Origin of the sequence: Paenibacillus barengoltzii G22, from assembly GCF_000403375.2 — a bacterium.
Lineage (GTDB): Bacteria > Bacillota > Bacilli > Paenibacillales > Paenibacillaceae > Fontibacillus > Fontibacillus barengoltzii.
On the sequence record NZ_KE159652.1, the window covers coordinates 880,144 to 897,048 of the forward strand.

Here is a 16,905-nt window from a genome sequence, read left to right on the forward strand (position 1 = left end):
TGACGAAGGAAAGCCGTCGGGCTTTCCTTTCTACTATTATTTAAGAGAAACTTGGAGGAGGGCATGACCATGGACCAAACAATGAAGCATCCGGGGCAGGGAATGCCGATCTCAAACCTTGCGGCAGGCGGCGCAGCCTCATCCGGACCATCCGGCGCACCGCATGCGGTATATATTCATATCCCATTTTGCACGAACAAGTGCTTCTATTGTGATTTCAACTCTTACGTATTGAAAGATCAACCGGTAATGGACTATCTGCGCGCCTTGGATCGGGAGATGGAGCTGACGGTCCAGCAAACCCCGCCAGGTGAAATCCGCAGCATCTTTGTGGGCGGCGGGACGCCTACCGTGCTGACTCCGCAGGAGATGGAGTTCTTCTTGGCATCGGTTAGACGTCATTTTCCACATTGGGCGAGTGATATCGAATTTACGATGGAGGCAAACCCGGGCACGACAGACCGAGACAAGCTGACCGTTATGAAAGACGGCGGAGTTAACCGAGTCAGCTTCGGCGTCCAGGCGTTCCAAAATGAGCTGCTTAGCGGTATCGGGCGGATCCATAACACTGACGATGTCTACCGGAGCCTGGAGAATGCTAGAGCTGTTGGCCTAGATAATCTGTCCATCGATTTGATGTTTGGCCTGCCTAACCAAACGGTTGAGATGCTGGACTATAGTGTCTCACGGGCATTGGAGCTTGGGCTACCGCATTATTCGATCTACAGCCTGAAGGTTGAGGAGAACACGTTGTTCCATACGCTGTACCACAAGAACCAGCTGCCGCTTCCTAGCGAGGAAGAAGAGCTGAATATGTACCTGCTATTAATGGAACGAATGGACAAAGCCGGGTACAAGCAATACGAGATTAGTAATTTTGCCAAACCCGGTTTCGCCAGCCGGCACAACATCACGTATTGGAAGAACGAGGATTACTACGGGTTGGGTGCCGGTGCTCACGGGTATGTCGGCCGCACGCGTCACGTGAACATTAAGGGTGTGAACCCTTATGTGGAAGCAACGAAGACAGGACTGCCTCGTTTGGAGCAATTCGGCGTGTCCCGGGAAGAGGCAATGGAGGACTTCGTGATGGTTGGACTTCGGATGCTGGACGGCATTCGTAAAGCGGATTTCCGAGGCCAATTTGGCGAAGATCTGGATGACGTATTTAACCGACAGCTTACGAAGATGTTAAGCGCTGGTCTGCTGGAGCCTCATAGCGACGGGGAAGGCTATCGGCTCAGCAAGCAAGGCGTGCTGTTCGGAAACGAAGTGTTTGCCGAATTTATCGGCGTTTTAACCGAATAAAGAATGAACTGATAAGCAGCTTGCGCTTCTTGATTTGAAGTGCAAAGCTGCTTTTTTGCATTCCGCGGAATATCTTGGGAAGATGACATAACCATGAAACATTTCTCTTGAAGTTTTATACCGTATATTGTATATTTATTCATATTATTTGTGAACGAGGGGGAAGTCAGCATGCCAGCGGTAGCCGTTTGCAGACAGGCGAATTTAGCGGACGTCGAGCCATTATATAACATCATTGAGGGGTATGCCCGGCGTGGCATTATGCTGCCGCGTTCACGGAAGGTACTGGAGCGTCAGATCCAGGATTTCGTCGTGGCGGAAGTGGATGGTGAAGTCGTCGGCTGTGGTTCGCTGTGCAAGCTGGGGGAGGAACTTGTTGAAATCCGTTCCCTTGGGATCGCCGAGGGCCATAAGGGAAAGGGACTTGGTTCCATGCTGGTGGAGCAGCTGGTGGAAGAGGCCCGGAGACAAGCGATCCCTAAAGTAATGGCCCTCACCTATGAGGTTTCCTTCTTCCTTAAAAATGGGTTTGCAGTTGTAGAGAAAGAGATCTTTCCGGAGAAAGTTTGGACCGACTGCGTCAATTGTGCAAAGCAGCATTGCTGCGATGAAATCGCCGTTCTTAAGATACTGGACTGACTTGACAATCGTCAGGTCGGTTTGGTATTTTTGTATTAGCGATTAGCACTCTATGACATTGAGTGCTAACGATTCGGAAAAATCGAGTTAATCCGGGAGGGATTGCCATGTTGACGGAACGCCAAAGAATGATATTGACCGCTATTGTTGATGACTATATTCGCTCGGCGGAGCCTGTGGGATCCCGAAGCATTTCGAAACGGGGGGATGTCGGGTACAGTCCGGCAACAATCCGGAACGAAATGGCCGACTTGGAGGAGCTCGGTTTTTTGGAGCAGCCGCATACGTCAGCGGGGCGGATTCCTTCTCATAAGGGCTACCGTTACTATGTGGATCACCTAACGCCGTTGAACTTACTTTCGAATGAAGAAGTTACGACGTTAAAAGCATTTTTCGCAGAAAAATTAAACGAAACTGAACAAGTGATTCAACATGCCGGGACCATTCTTTCCCAAATGACCAATTACACTTCCATCCTGTTGGGGCCGGAAGTTTTTCATACGTCTTTGCGTCACTTCCAGCTATTGCCGCTAAACGAAACGAAGGCGGTGGCGATCGTCGTGACGAACACAGGACAAGTGGAGAACAAGACCGTCGTGATTCCGCCGGGCGTATCCGTATCCGAAATGGAACGGGTGGTCAACTTGTTGAACCGCAAGCTTGCTGGGGTGCCGATCTATAAGCTCAAGACTGCCTTGTATAATGAAATTGCACAAGAGATGCAGCGGCATATTGAGCATTTTGAAGATCTAATGAAGGTATTGGATCAAGCGCTTGACCCAGGCACAGAGGGACAACGCCTCTTCCTGAGTGGAGCGACGAACATGTTGACGCAACCGGAATTCCGCGATGTCGAGAAGGTCAAAGGGATTCTTGATGTCCTAGAAGAGACTCCAACCTTAACGAAAATGATCTCTTCCGCATCCGGGTCTGGCATTCAAGTGCGTATTGGCACCGAAAATGGGCATGAAGCCTTCGCCAACTGCAGCCTCATCACGGCAACCTATCAAGTCGAGGGTGAAGCGGTTGGTACGATCGGCATTTTGGGACCTACACGGATGGAATATGCCCGGGTGATCCGGATTTTGGAAATTTTATCGAAGGATTTAAGCCATTTCCTGAGCCGGATGCAATAACATGCATGATCTACGAGTCTAGCTGCATGTTAAGGAGGTGAGCATCTTGAAGGAATCACAGCCGATTCAGGACAACAATCACACTGTAGAGGAAGAAATGAATATGAACGATAACGTGAAAGAGGACTTGCAAAACACCCCTGAACCCGATGAGAGGCAAGATGAAGTAACGTCTCAAGAACCGCAGGATACTCAGAACGCTGCCGGTGCAGAGGGTGCAACTGAAGCCGTCAACGAAGCAAATAACGCGGATGTGACTGCTGAGCTGGAGAAGCTGCGTGCGGAGAACGAGGAATATCAGCAACGCTTGCTGCGTGCTCAGGCGGATTTCGATAACTTCCGGCGCCGTACGGTGAAGGAAAAGGAAGAACTGGGCAAGTACGCATCCGCCAAGCTGATTACCGAGTTGCTTCCGGTGATCGACAACTTTGAACGGGCACTAAACACAACCGGGGATATCTCGGATGCCGCCTCCTATATCAAAGGGGTGGAAATGATCTTCCGCCAACTGGAAGGCGTGCTGAAGTCGGAAGGCCTTACTGCGATGGAAGTGGAGGGCCAGCCGTTTAATCCTGAATTCCATCAGGCGATTATGCAGGTGGAATCCGAGGAGCATGAAGAGGGCATCGTCGTGGAAGTTGTGCAGAAAGGCTATATGCTGAAAGATAAGGTGCTGCGTCCGGCGATGGTCAAAGTCAGCGGCTAACCAGCAGCTAACCACGAATCCCAAAGACGATTCAACCTATTAAGGAGGACATAACGTAATGAGCAAAGTAATCGGTATTGACCTTGGTACAACTAACTCCTGCGTTGCGGTAATGGAGGGCGGCGAAGCGGTCGTCATTCCTAACCCGGAAGGAGCGCGCACAACCCCTTCCGTCGTAGGTTTTAAGAAAGACGGCGAACGGATCGTCGGTGAAACGGCGAAACGTCAAGCGATCACCAATCCGGATCGGACAATCATTTCGATCAAACGTCATATGGGGACGAACCACAAAGAAGTGATCGATGGCAAAGAATATACGCCGCAAGAAATTTCCGCTATCATTTTGCAGAAGCTGAAAGCTGACGCAGAAGCGTATTTGGGACAACCGGTCACCCAAGCGGTAATCACGGTTCCGGCTTATTTTAACGACAGCCAACGTCAAGCGACGAAGGATGCCGGGAAAATCGCTGGTTTGGAAGTGCTGCGGATCGTCAACGAACCAACGGCTGCTGCACTGGCTTACGGTTTGGAGAAAGCTGAAGATCAAACGATTCTTGTATATGACCTGGGCGGCGGTACCTTTGACGTATCGATCCTCGAACTGGGCGATGGCTTCTTCGAAGTTAAAGCGACCAGCGGGGACAACCATCTGGGCGGCGACGACTTCGACCAGAAGATCATCGACTACCTCGTAGCCGAGTTCAAGAAGGACCAAGGCGTTGACTTGAGCAAGGACAAAGCAGCGGTACAACGTTTGAAAGATGCTGCAGAAAAAGCGAAAAAAGAACTGTCCGGCGTGTTGACGACGACGATTTCTCTGCCATTCATCACGGTTGTTGACGGCGTGCCGCAACACCTTGAAGTGAACCTGACCCGCGCGAAATTCGAAGAGTTGACTGCGGATCTCGTTGAACGCACCCTTGGACCAACTCGCCGGGCTTTGAGCGATGCTGGTTTGACTCCAGCCGACATCGACAAAGTCGTGCTTGTTGGTGGTTCTACACGGATTCCTGCCGTACAAGAAGCCATCAAGAAACTGACGGGCAAAGAGCCGCATAAAGGCGTCAACCCGGACGAAGTCGTTGCGCTTGGCGCTGCGGTGCAAGCTGGCGTATTGACTGGCGATGTCAAAGACGTAGTCCTGCTTGACGTTACTCCGCTGTCGCTGGGGATCGAAACGGCTGGCGGCGTATTCACAAAGATGATCGAACGGAATACAACGATTCCGACGAGCAAGTCGCAAATCTTCTCGACCTTTGCCGACAATCAGCCAAGCGTAGAAATCCACGTCCTGCAAGGGGAACGGGAAATGGCAGCCGGCAACAAAACGCTGGGCCGCTTTATCTTGGGCGATATTCCACCAGCACCACGCGGCGTACCGCAAATCGAAGTTACCTTCGACATTGACGCGAACGGGATCGTTAACGTATCGGCAACCGATAAAGGGACCGGTAAGAGCCAAAAAATTACGATTACTTCCTCCAGCGGCTTGAGCGACGAAGAAATCGAACGGATGATGAAGGACGCCGAGCTGCATGCGGAAGAAGATAAAAAACGCAAAGAGCTGGTTGAAGCGAAAAACAATGCTGACCAACTGATCTACACCGTTGACAAAACGTTGAAGGATCTGGGCGACAAAGTTGACGCTGCTGAAGTTGAGAAAGCAAACGCTGCGAAAGAAGAGCTGAAGAAAGTGCTGGAAAGCGACAATCTGGAGCAAATCAAAGCGGCATCGGAGAAATTGACCGAGGTTGTTCAGCAGTTGTCCGTGAAGCTGTATGAGCAAGCTTCGCAAGCAGCAGGCGCGCAAGACAACGCTGAAGCTTCCGGCAGCCAGAACCGCGAGAATGTCGTTGACGCTGACTACGAAGTGGTTGACGAAGATAAGAAATAAAGCTAAGATGGCTCACAGAGCAGTTTGAGTCTGGTGAATAGACTTTGGCAACCGGGAAGGTCAAAGTGCGGGCTGCTACCGCGCTTTGACTTTCCTTTTGCTGATAAGGGATATTAAATAGGTTACTTCGTGATGAAAAGATATGTCAGGTTTTAAGCACCGAGAAGGTTGGATGAAGCTGGGACTGAGTAGCGGAGCGTACATGAGGGTACGTGAGCAACGGAAGGCCCAGCTGAATTCAAGATTCGATGTCGAATCAGCTTCTTGGGTTACTTCGTGATGAAAAGTTGACCGATGGGGGTGGAAGGATGGCAGAGAAGCGCGATTACTACGAGGTGCTGGGCCTCAGTAAAAATGCGTCCGAAGACGAAATCAAAAAAGCGTACCGCAAGCTGGCCCGGCAATATCACCCGGACGTCAATAAAGCGGCGGATGCGGAAGCGAAGTTTAAAGAAGTCAAGGAAGCCTATGACGTCTTAAGTGATCCTGCAAAACGGTCGCGTTATGACCAGTATGGCCATATCGATCCGAATCAGGGCATGGGCGGCGGCTTCTCTGGCGCGGATTTTGGCGGCTTCGGGGATATTTTCGATATGTTCTTCGGCGGCGGCAGCCGGCGTGATCCGAATGCGCCGCAGCGCGGTAATGATTTGCAATACACGATGACGATCGAATTTAAGGAAGCGGTGTTCGGGAAAGAAACGGACATCACCATTCCGCGTACGGAAAACTGCGACACCTGCTTTGGGACTGGAGCCAAACCTGGTACTAAACCGGTGACCTGTTCGGTGTGTCACGGCACCGGTCAGCAGGAAGTCGTTCAAAATACACCATTTGGCCGTATGGTGAACCGGCGTACTTGTACGAATTGCGGCGGCAGAGGGCAAATTATCAAGGAGAAATGTCCGACTTGCGCCGGCAGCGGCAAGGTAAAGAAACAGCGTAAAATTCATGTGCGCATTCCAGCAGGGGTTGACGACGGAGCGCAACTGCGGATGTCCGGTGAAGGTGAAGGCGGGTTGCGCGGCGGCCCAGCTGGCGATTTGTACATCGTAATCCGCGTCAAACCGCATGATTTCTTCGACCGTGAAGGCGATGATATCTATTGCGAAGTTCCGTTGACGTTTGCCCAAGCTGCATTGGGCGATGAGATTGAAATTCCTACGTTGACGGAGAAAGTGAAGCTGAAAATTCCAGCAGGCACGCAGACCGGAACCTATTTCCGCTTGAAAGGAAAAGGGGTGCCGCGCCTGCGCGGAATCGGCCAAGGCGACCAGCATGTGAAAGTGGTTGTCGTGACGCCAAGCAAGCTCAGTGATGAGCAGAAGGAGCTGCTGCGTCAATTTGCTGCGTTGGACGGCGAGCATACGCATGAGCATGAGCAGTCGTTTTTTGACCGAATGAAACGGGCGTTTCGTGGAGACTAATCGCTCCAACATAAAAGCGCGAGCTAAGGAGAAGTAACTCCCTAGTTCGCGCTTTTTTTGGTATTGAATATTAACCTGCCGTTTGGATTTCCGCTAAAATTTCATCCTCCAGCATCAGCCGGATATCTTCCCGAAAGACCCGCATGCCGTATTCCCGATGTACGTACACCATGATCGCTTCCATGATGTTCGATTCAACGATGTACCAGCTGCGGCCGCCAACCCATACTTCACCGGTATAGCCAGTATCTTCATCCCAGCTGAGCTCAACCGTCACATCGGTGGGGCGGACGCCTCTCCGTTCAGCGGTATGCAGGCAAATCGCGTTAATGATTTCGTCCATCCCGAGGATCATGGCTTAATAACGGCCTCCATTACGATAATCGTCGTGGCGCGGCTGTTTTTTGAATCGGCGGTACAGGGCCGCAACTGCAACAACAATTACATAGATCGCTAACAGATTCACAGCTAATCCGAGCAGATTGCCGAAGAAGCCCATACTGCTAAATATGCCGCCGAACAGCAAACCTGCAAGACCGCCGATCATCATGCCGCGCATAAAGCTGCCGCCGCTGAAGAATCCGCGGTTTGTCGTCGGAGTTCCTGCTTGGGTTTTATTCCGATTGCCCGTCGTATTCTGATATTCGCTTTGCGACGGCTTCTTCGGGGTTGGATTGTACGACCGCGGGCCGGATTTGAATCCGCCGCCGCGTCTTGCGTCGGCAAAGTCAGGGGCAGTGAAGGTGAAGAAGACGGTGAAGACCATCATCAGAAGCATCATTTTTTTTAACATCGTCTATAAACTCCTCCTATGATTGTAAGTAAAGTATGTTCGCTTCCCCAATGAGTAATACGGACGAGCCAAGGAAACGTTTCAAATTTAAATGAATCATACCAAGTCGGGAATCGGACAAATTTGTATAAAGCCATGGCCAAAATTACATCCTACCGGATAATGGGCTGTGCGCGTGCAGCTTCATTGAAGCCTATAACGAAAGGCAGGGAGGAAGGATGGCTGAAAAGAACATTTTGGCCTATTTCAAAAGCCCGGAACAGGCCGAAGGAGTTGCCCGCAAATTAAGTGCGCTGCGGGTGGAAGATATATCGATAGATCGATTCAGCCGTTATGCCGGCGAGGGCTATAATCCGATGAATCCCGTGACGGGAAGCATCTCCAGCCTGGCGGCGGTCACCCAAGATGCGTCGATTACGAACCATTCGGCGGGGATATTGGCAGCAGCGGATCCGGCAGCCAGTGGACTTAGCCATGGGGGGCAAGGTGGGCCGACCGGCCATGACATTTTACTAACCGCTGTCGTTGACGAATCGATTCACCATCGGGCGCTGCGCATCATTGAAGAGGCGGGCGGCTTGATTTAATCCTTAAAGAAGAATGATTTCATCATGCCAATTGGAGAGTATATGGAAAGGAGCTGAAGCACAAAATGAGTCAAAGTCAGGAGGATCGGCGAACTAAACGGATCTCTGCCAAAGGAAAAAATCTGCCGATCGGACACTATACGGATGTAGAGTTTTCCGAAGAGATGGCTGACCAAGAGGATTGGGAAGCACTGGAGCGCAGCGAACGGGCGGATGCACGCCAGCAGGGGCAATACAAGCTGTAAGTCGTAAGCACCTACAGGGGACCCAAAGGTTCCCTGTTTTGTTATGGCTTTAGCCAGTTGAGCTCGCGAAGCGTGCGAAACAAAAAACCACCCGCTATGCGGGTGGAGGAACGAAGGTTTGACCAACTAGACCATTCCCATAAAATTGAGATGTTCAGGCTCAATAAAAGAAAGGAATGGTCTTAGATGGCAAACAAGAGCTATAGTTTAGCTCACACGAAGTGGATGTGCAAATACCATATCGTGTTCACCCCGAAGTATAGACGGAAAGAGATCTATAATCAAGTGAGGAGAGATTTGATCGAAATATTTAAGCGTCTGTGCAAATACAAGGGAGTGGAGATCATAGAAGGCCACATGATGCCGGATCATGTACACATGCTGGTAGCGATACCACCCAAAATCTCAGTATCCTCATTTATGGGGTATCTGAAGGGAAAGAGCTCACTAATGATATTCGAAAAGCATGCCACCCTAAAGTATAAATATGGAAATCGGAAATTTTGGGCGGAGGGATACTACGTGAGCACAGTGGGCTTGAATGAGGCCACTGTCGCAAAGTATATCCGCGAGCAGGAAGCACATGACCAGGCAATCGATAAACTGAGCGTCAAAGAGTATGAAGATCCATTTAGCAGAAACGGTAGCAAGAAAAAGTAAACCAGTTTAACTGGTAAGTGAAAGTGACAAAAACACTGAGCCTGAACAATTTTATTGTCAGGCTAGCGTCTTTAGGCGCAGTTTGGCAACAAGGGGTTATACCCCAAGAGCAAACCACCCGTTGGACGGGTGGTTATGATTTTGTCACGTTCCTGAATCTATAGTACAATAAATCTTATGCATGTAAGTCAAGGAGGAAATCATACGATGATCTGGAAAGAATTAACTATACATACGACGGAAGAAGCGGTGGAGATGGTTTCCAACTTCCTGCACGAGGCAGGCGCAGGCGGAGTAACCATTGAAGAGCACGTCGATAACGATAAACCTCGGGATACCTCCCTGGGACAATGGTTTGAAATTCCGCCTAACGACATTCCTGAAGGAGAAGCGAAGATCAGCGGGTATTTTCCAGAAGGGCTGGATATCGATGAAGTGATTGCGGAAGTTCGCGCACGCATCGAGGAACTGAAGAGCTTTGATATTGATCCTGGAGCGGCGGAGATCTCCGTGCGGGATGTCAGCGAGGACGATTGGGCGAACAATTGGAAGCAATATTTCAAGCCGCTAAGGGTGTCCGAGAGACTGACGATCAAACCAACGTGGGAGGAATATGTACCGGTTACGCCGAATGAGCAAATTATTGAGCTGGACCCTGGCATGGCGTTTGGGACAGGTACGCATCCTACCACCTCTCTTTGCCTACGCACACTTGAGAGCATTATCCAAGAAGGGGACGAAGTGATTGATGTCGGCACGGGCTCAGGGATTCTCGCCATCGGAGCGTGTCGGCTTGGCGCCTCTAAAGTGCTGGCGCTGGATCTGGATCCGGTCGCCGTATCTAGTGCGAAGGAGAACACGCGTCTGAATGGCTTGGAAGACCGGATTCAAGTCGTGGAAAGCGACCTGTTATCCGTTCTGAAAGGCGAGGGCAGCACGAATGTAGAGATCAAGCTGCCAGTACGGGTGGTCGTGGCGAACATTTTGGCAGAGATCATTTTGCTGTTTATCGAGGATGTCTATCAGGCATTGACGCCTGGCGGTTATTATATCGCCTCGGGAATTTATAAGAATAAAGAACAAGCCGTACAAGAAGCGCTGATTGCCGCGGGTTTCGAACTGGAACGGACGGCCCGGGAAGAAGATTGGGTCGCTTTTGTGGCGAGAAAGAGGTAATTCAATATGGATTTTCTAGACCGAATATTGCGGGTTCCGTTGGACCAGCTCCCCTTTTATTTGATCACCCTGGTGATCGCCTTTACGCTGCATGAATTTTCGCATGCCTATTTTGCTAATAAATTCGGGGACCCGACGGCCAAACTGCTGGGGCGCGTGACGTTGAACCCGGCAGTTCATTTTGATCTATTGGGCATTATCCTGCTCCTGCTTGCCGGGTTCGGTTGGGCCCGGCCGGTTCCGGTGAACCGTGACAATTTCAGCAAACCGCGCCTGATGGGTGTGATCGTATCGGTTGCCGGACCGCTCAGCAACTTGCTGCTGGGTGTCCTGGGGACGCTGATTTACGTGATGCTGGCCCGTTTTGGCGTGCTGGATGCAATTACGAACGAGAAGTTATTTCAAGCCGTTCTTATTTTCTTTAATCTATTTACAGTCATGAACTTCTTCTTATTTTTATTTAACCTGATTCCTTTACCGCCGCTTGACGGCTATCGAATTTTGGAGGATGTGGTGCCGCGCCGCATGTTAGGCAAATTGCAGCAATATGAGCAGTGGTCGGTGCTGATCTTCTTAGTGATCCTGATCCTCCCGGGCATGCAGAAATATACGATCATGCCGCTATATAATGCAGCCGAAACGATCTATTACCAGTTTGCCCATCTTTTCCTAGCTTTGTTTGGCGTATAAGCCGGAGAAGAGGACTGGAAACAGGAGTTCAAAAGTTGTATGATGTAGTTTGGTGATTTTTGACCTTATGGAACGGTGAGGATGATGGCATGCAGCGATATTTTGTGGATCCCGCGCAATTTGGCGATCGGGAAGTGACGATTGCCGGTGAAGATGCCCGTCATATCGGTAGGGTGATGCGTTCCAAACCCGGCGATAAGCTGATCGTGAGCGACGGGATATCCCGGGAAGTCCTCGCGGAGATTACAATCATCGAGCCGCAGCAAGTGACCGCGGCTATTATAGAGGAGCTGGCGGCGTCGGGCGAACCGTGGCTTCAAGTGACGGTAGCCCAAAGCTTGCCCAAAGGCGACAAAATGGAAACCGTCATTCAGAAGTGTACGGAGATTGGTGCGGCTTCTTTCCTTCCTTTTTTATCTGAGCGTACGGTGGTACAGTATGACAGCAAGAAGGAGGAGAAGCGGCTCACCCGCTGGCAGAAAATCGCCAAGGAAGCCGCCGAGCAAGCGCATCGCAGCAAAATTCCGACGGTTAAGCTTCCCGTCAAATGGGACAAGCTGCTTGTAGAGCTGAACAACTACGATTTGGTATGTTTATGTTATGAAAAAGAGGACGGCCGGCAGCTGCGAGACGTGCTGAAGCCTTTCGTTATCGGGTTGACACCTGAAAGAACGGTGAAAGTCGCTGTGGTCGTTGGACCGGAAGGCGGCTTTACCGAAGCGGAAGTAGAGGAAGCCGAAGCTGCGGGAGCGGTATCCGTTGGTTTAGGCCGGCGCATTTTGCGTACCGAGACCGCTGCCATGGCCGCCCTGACTTGCATCATGTATGAATCCGGAGAAATGGGGGGGGAATGAGCGATGCCTACTGTCGCCTTTTACACCTTGGGCTGTAAAGTGAATTTCTATGATACTGAAGCCATTTGGCAACTCTTTAAAAACGAAGGCTATGAACAGGTTGATTTCGAGGAATCAGCTGCCGACGTTTATTTGATTAACACTTGTACGGTGACGAATACCGGTGACAAGAAGAGCCGTCAGATTATTCGGCGGGCGGTGCGCCGTAACCCCGACGCGATCATTGCGGTAACTGGCTGCTACGCGCAGACATCACCTGCGGAGATTTTGGATATTCCGGGCGTAGATCTCGTCATCGGTACACAGGATCGGGACAAAATTATCCCTTACGTGAAGCAGCTTCAAGAGCAACGTAAGCCGATTAACGCTGTGCGCAACATTATGAAGACTCGGGAGTTCGAAGAGCTGGACGTACCAAGCTTTGCCGATCATACCCGCGCTTTTCTGAAAATCCAAGAGGGCTGCAACAACTTCTGCACCTTCTGCATTATCCCTTGGTCGCGTGGTTTGTCGCGCAGCCGCGACCCGCAAAGCGTCATTCAGCAAGCGCGTCAACTGGTCGCTGCAGGATATAAGGAAATTGTTCTGACTGGCATCCATACGGGCGGCTATGGGGATGATTTGGAGAACTACCGTTTGTCCGATCTGCTGTGGGACTTGGATAAAGTCGAAGGGCTGGGACGTATCCGGATCAGCTCGATTGAAGCAAGCCAGATCGATGAACGGATGCTGGATGTGTTGAAGAACTCCTCGAAGATGTGCCGTCACTTTCATATTCCGCTGCAAGCAGGCAGCAATGAAGTGCTGAAGCGGATGAGAAGAAAGTACACGATCGAAGAATTCGAGCATAAAATCAAAATGATCCGCGATTTCATGCCGGACGTTGCGATTACAACTGACATCATTGTCGGCTTCCCTGGAGAAACTGACGAGCTGTTCCGCGAAGGCTTCGAAGCGATCAAACGCATCGGCTTCTCGGAAATGCACGTGTTCCCGTATTCCAAGCGGAGCGGTACGCCGGCAGCGCGGATGGAGGACCAGGTCGACGAAGAAGTGAAACATGCTCGCGTGCATGAACTGATCGACTTGTCCGAGCAAATGCAGCTGGCTTATGCGGAGAAATTCGTGGGTCAGGTGCTGGATGTCATTCCAGAGAAGGATGAGAAGGGCACTGCCGGAGACGGCTTCGTGACGGGCTTCAGCGACAACTACCTGCAAATTCGCTTCCCGGGCACACCGGACTTGACCGGCAAAATCTGCCGCGTGAAGCTGACCAAAGCGGATGCGAACACCTGCGAAGGACAGTTAGTTCGAGTTCTGGACGATGCCACTCAAGCCTTAGCTTAATAAGGTCGCCCGCCATCGGGCATAGGTCAAGGATTTCACCCTGATTGGGGTTGAAATCCTTGTTGTTACATATGGGTAATTTGGAAGTATGAGTGCGATGCGCCTGTAATTAACAAATAACAACGGGCGTCAACAATTTCCCGCCCAGCGCCGAAGACGCGTATTCCCCAAGGGAACAGCGAACAGAAGCGCCTCAGTCCATTGGGAGGCTTGGGTAAAATAAAGGAGGTACAGCCAGAATGCCATTCAAAGAAATCTCTGCTGGAGGCGTCGTTTATCGCATCCAAGACGGACGGCTGCAAGTGCAACTGATTACCGATCGTTATGGCAAGATATCGTTTCCGAAAGGGAAGAGGGAACCAGGCGAAACCGTGGAACAAACGGCGCTGCGCGAAATTTTGGAAGAAACCGGCATTGTGGGCCGGATCAATAAATTGATTGATATCATCGCATATACTTACCATCATCCCAAACTCGGCTACGTGGATAAAGAAGTCCATTATTACCTGGTAGAATGGCAAAGCGGTGCCCTCCGTCCTCAGCTTGAGGAGATCCGCAGCGTGTCCTGGTACGAGCCGCAGGAGGCTTGGCGTCAGCAACGCAAGGCGGGATATGACAATAACGACTTCATCTTAGAGAAGGCCTTGCAAATGCTGGGGATCGAGCCGGAGAACTAATACGGTGCAGTTGTTTTCTGCGATATTGAGGAGAATGGAGAATATCGGGGAAAATAACTGCATTTTTGCGGCTATTTAGATGCCTTCGCATTCGGAAGGAGGGGGCCGGCGTGATGATCCAGGTCTTCAGGCGGGTCCAGCTTGGACCAGATTGGCAAATAGCAGAACGGCAGCGCCAGCAAGGAGCAGACCACATTAAAAATCGTCTGCGTGTGAGCGATTTGCGCTGAAAGATCGCTGGTTAACCAGGCTGCCGCCCCTTGCAGCAGCGGAACTAGCGGCAAGAACAAGACTGCTCCCAATACGTTGAGCGTTACATGCGACCATGCGACGAAGCGGCCAGCTCGGGTGCCGCTGATGGCGGCGATGACCGCCGTGACACAGGTGCCTACGTTGGAGCCGATAACCATGGCGATGCCAAATTCGACCGGCAAGGCACCACTAGCGGCGAGTCCCATCGTCATGGCGACGACGGCAGCACTGCTATGAATGATCGCCGTCAGGATAGCGCCGGCAAAGGCGCCCCACAACAGGCTGCCGGTGGCATGCTCCAGCAGCCAGGAGATCACGCCGCGCTCTTCCAGCGCCGGACCAATCGACTGCATAAAACGGATGGCGATCATAACGAGGCTGAAGCCGGCGATAGCCAGGGCAGCATACTGCAAGGGCAGCAACCAGGGGATGCGGCGTTGGATATAGTTTGGCAACATTTCGCCTGCCAGCACGGCGGCGGCCCATAACGTGAACGAAACGATCAGCATGGGGACTCCCAGCTTGGCTATATTAAGGGCAAGCAGTTCTGTGGTCAGGCAGGTTCCGATATTCCCTCCCAGAATAATGCCGAGCGTCCGTGCATAGGACAACAGGCGGGCGTTAACCAGGCCAATTGTCATGACGGTTACAGCGGTGCTGCTCTGTAAGACGGCCGTGATGAAGGTGCTCGATACAAGGCCGGTCCAAGGTGTCCGCGTCGTCCGGTGAAGAACACCAATCAGTCGTGGACCTGCCCATGCGTGCAGGGCCGCCTCCATGACCTTCATGCCGAACAGGAACAGGGCGAAGCCAAACGTCACAGGAAACAAAATCTCATGAAACATGCTGGCAACCTCCCTCCCCGGATGATCTGTCAAATGCAGACAAGCGATAATCGTACAAGTTACATATATGACGGTCGGACAACTTCCATGCCAGTCAGGCTGACGAACCGTCCCGGTCGCAGCGGTGCTTTAGGCGTCGTGAGTCATATTTAAAATGAGGAGTGAAGGATTAAGTGGCAAGGGTCATATTGCAACGCAGCCGCAAGAAACGGGTGGAAAAAGGACATCCTTGGATCTTCAAAAATGAAATCGAACGATTGGAAGGAGAGGTGAAACCGGGCGATTTGGTTGAGGTGGTTGATCACCGGAACCGTTATCTGGCCACCGGGTATTACAACCCGGCTTCACAAATTACTGTCCGCATCGTGTCGTATACACCGTTGGAGACGATGGACAAGGCCTTTTTTGTCCGTAGGTTTCAGGAATGCTTGAAGCATCGGGAACGGTTCGTGAAGGAGGACGCTTACCGTTTCGTATACGGAGAGGCCGACTTTTTGCCGGGGCTGATTGTGGACAAATTTGGTGACGTGTTGGTAGTACAACTGCTTACACTGGGGATGGACCGCTGTCGGGAGCAGATCGTAGAGGCGTTGTCCGAAGTGATGCACCCCGTTGGCATCTATGAACGCAGTGATGTCGGTGTCCGGGAAATGGAAGGCTTGGAGCAGGTGAAAGGGTCGATCTTTGGCCAGCCTCCGCGCCATGTGATCGTTTCAGAGAACGGGCTTAAGATCGAGGTGGATATCGAGCAGGGGCAAAAAACCGGGTATTTCTTCGACCAGCGGGAAAACCGGGCGTCCATCAAGCCGTTGATGACCGGCTGGGGTGGCCGCAGCGGCATTTCGCTGCAGGAGCTGCCCACGGAAGACGGCGGTGTGCGTCTCGCACCGGTTAACCGGAACGGTAAAGAAGTCACCTTCCCGTACTGGGATGGAGCTACCGTGCTGGAATGCTTCTCGCATACCGGAAGCTTCACCTTGCATGCTTGCAAATATGGAGCCAAAAAGGTCACTTGCCTTGACATCTCCGAGCATGCGATAGAAAGTGCGAAGCGGAACGTGGAACTGAATGGGTTCACCGATCGCGTCGAATTTGTGGTGGCTGATGCGTTTGACTATCTGCGCAGCCAGGTAAAGGGCTTGGAGGAACGGGCACGGCGGGCTGCCCAGGACGCTAAGGTCGATACTTCCGTGCCTTTGACCGCCGGCGGCGGGCGGACGTGGGACGTCGTGATCCTCGATCCACCGGCGTTCGCCAAGACGAAAGCGGCGGTCAAAGGCGCCGTTCGCGGCTATAAAGACATTAACCTGCACGGCATGAAGCTGGTAAATGAAGGCGGCTATTTGGTCACGGCCAGCTGCTCTTACCATATGCGTCCGGATCTGTTCCTGGAGACGATTCTTGAGGCAGCGGAGGATGCGGGCAAAGTACTGCGTCTTGTGGAATGGCGGGCAGCCGGTAAGGACCACCCGCAAATTCTTGGGGTGGACGAAGGACATTACCTGAAATTTGCCATTTTCGAAGTGCGCAGCAAACACGCGTTATAAAATTGAATATAATTGAATTACAGCCTCGTTTCGCGAGCTTTCGCGGTGCGAGGCTGTTTTTGTGACGGAAGAAGATGCGAATGTTTGATCGTATTTATGCTATACTGGAACTTAACGAATTG

18 protein-coding genes are annotated in these 16,905 nt (G+C 51.6%); 15 read left to right on the forward strand and 3 right to left on the reverse strand.

From position 1 onward, the window contains the following. Positions 1-102 precede the first annotated feature (102 nt). From hemW to dnaJ, 6 genes are all read left to right on the forward strand, one after another. Positions 103-1,308, forward strand: a complete 1,206-nt coding sequence (gene hemW / locus C812_RS04105) for a radical SAM family heme chaperone HemW (protein ID WP_036624660.1) — start codon at positions 103-105, stop codon at positions 1,306-1,308. A 171-nt stretch (positions 1,309-1,479) separates the two neighbouring features. Further along, positions 1,480-1,947 (forward strand): N-acetyltransferase, encoded by a 468-nt coding sequence (locus C812_RS04110; protein WP_016311426.1) that lies wholly within the window; start codon positions 1,480-1,482, stop codon positions 1,945-1,947. A gap of 107 nt (positions 1,948-2,054) precedes the next feature. Continuing rightward, entirely contained in the window at positions 2,055-3,083 is a 1,029-nt protein-coding gene (gene hrcA / locus C812_RS04115) for a heat-inducible transcriptional repressor HrcA (protein WP_016311427.1), read from the forward strand. Between the two features lie 103 nt (positions 3,084-3,186). Further along, positions 3,187-3,789, forward strand: coding sequence for a nucleotide exchange factor GrpE (gene grpE, locus C812_RS04120; protein ID WP_051134924.1), 603 nt, complete (start codon positions 3,187-3,189; stop codon positions 3,787-3,789). Between the two features lie 58 nt (positions 3,790-3,847). Then, positions 3,848-5,683, forward strand: coding sequence for a molecular chaperone DnaK (dnaK, locus tag C812_RS04125; protein WP_016311429.1), 1,836 nt, complete (start codon positions 3,848-3,850; stop codon positions 5,681-5,683). 308 nt (positions 5,684-5,991) lie between these two features. Then, the gene (gene dnaJ, locus C812_RS04130; protein ID WP_016311430.1) at positions 5,992-7,110 is read left to right on the forward strand and encodes a molecular chaperone DnaJ; all 1,119 of its coding nucleotides are present in this window, start codon (positions 5,992-5,994) and stop codon (positions 7,108-7,110) included. A 70-nt stretch (positions 7,111-7,180) separates the two neighbouring features. Here the strand turns inward: dnaJ and C812_RS04135 are convergent, their stop codons facing one another. After that, positions 7,181-7,465 (reverse strand): YxcD family protein, encoded by a 285-nt coding sequence (locus tag C812_RS04135; RefSeq protein WP_016311431.1) that lies wholly within the window; start codon positions 7,463-7,465, stop codon positions 7,181-7,183. 3 nt (positions 7,466-7,468) lie between these two features. Continuing rightward, positions 7,469-7,903: a hypothetical protein gene (locus tag C812_RS04140; RefSeq protein WP_016311432.1), complete on the reverse strand. Its 435-nt coding sequence runs from the start codon at positions 7,901-7,903 to the stop codon at positions 7,469-7,471. A gap of 218 nt (positions 7,904-8,121) precedes the next feature. Here C812_RS04140 and C812_RS04145 point away from each other — a divergent pair, with 218 nt between their 5' ends. From C812_RS04145 to C812_RS04180, 8 genes are all read left to right on the forward strand, one after another. Continuing rightward, complete coding sequence (locus C812_RS04145) at positions 8,122-8,490, forward strand: hypothetical protein (protein ID WP_016311433.1); 369 nt, start codon at positions 8,122-8,124, stop codon at positions 8,488-8,490. A 65-nt stretch (positions 8,491-8,555) separates the two neighbouring features. Then, positions 8,556-8,735, forward strand: coding sequence for a YfhD family protein (locus tag C812_RS04150; protein ID WP_016311434.1), 180 nt, complete (start codon positions 8,556-8,558; stop codon positions 8,733-8,735). 186 nt (positions 8,736-8,921) lie between these two features. After that, positions 8,922-9,395 carry an IS200/IS605 family transposase gene (gene tnpA / locus C812_RS04155; protein ID WP_016311435.1) on the forward strand — a complete coding sequence of 158 codons (474 nt, stop codon included), beginning with the start codon at positions 8,922-8,924 and terminating at the stop codon, positions 9,393-9,395. Between the two features lie 207 nt (positions 9,396-9,602). Next, positions 9,603-10,571 (forward strand): 50S ribosomal protein L11 methyltransferase, encoded by a 969-nt coding sequence (gene prmA, locus C812_RS04160; protein ID WP_016311436.1) that lies wholly within the window; start codon positions 9,603-9,605, stop codon positions 10,569-10,571. Between the two features lie 6 nt (positions 10,572-10,577). Continuing rightward, the gene (locus tag C812_RS04165; protein WP_016311437.1) at positions 10,578-11,261 is read left to right on the forward strand and encodes a site-2 protease family protein; all 684 of its coding nucleotides are present in this window, start codon (positions 10,578-10,580) and stop codon (positions 11,259-11,261) included. Between the two features lie 89 nt (positions 11,262-11,350). Next, positions 11,351-12,115, forward strand: coding sequence for a 16S rRNA (uracil(1498)-N(3))-methyltransferase (locus tag C812_RS04170; protein WP_016311438.1), 765 nt, complete (start codon positions 11,351-11,353; stop codon positions 12,113-12,115). A gap of 3 nt (positions 12,116-12,118) precedes the next feature. Continuing rightward, on the forward strand, positions 12,119-13,462 hold the full coding sequence (mtaB, locus tag C812_RS04175; protein ID WP_016311439.1) for a tRNA (N(6)-L-threonylcarbamoyladenosine(37)-C(2))-methylthiotransferase MtaB: 1,344 nt from the start codon (positions 12,119-12,121) through the stop codon (positions 13,460-13,462). A gap of 239 nt (positions 13,463-13,701) precedes the next feature. Beyond that, positions 13,702-14,139, forward strand: coding sequence for an NUDIX hydrolase (locus tag C812_RS04180; protein ID WP_016311440.1), 438 nt, complete (start codon positions 13,702-13,704; stop codon positions 14,137-14,139). A gap of 71 nt (positions 14,140-14,210) precedes the next feature. Here C812_RS04180 and C812_RS04185 read toward each other — a convergent pair whose 3' ends face one another. Continuing rightward, positions 14,211-15,236 carry a Na/Pi cotransporter family protein gene (locus tag C812_RS04185; RefSeq protein WP_016311441.1) on the reverse strand — a complete coding sequence of 342 codons (1,026 nt, stop codon included), beginning with the start codon at positions 15,234-15,236 and terminating at the stop codon, positions 14,211-14,213. Positions 15,237-15,409: 173 nt separating this feature from the next. Here C812_RS04185 and C812_RS04190 point away from each other — a divergent pair, with 173 nt between their 5' ends. Continuing rightward, positions 15,410-16,783: a class I SAM-dependent rRNA methyltransferase gene (locus C812_RS04190; RefSeq protein ID WP_016311442.1), complete on the forward strand. Its 1,374-nt coding sequence runs from the start codon at positions 15,410-15,412 to the stop codon at positions 16,781-16,783. Positions 16,784-16,905: the final 122 nt, after the last annotated feature.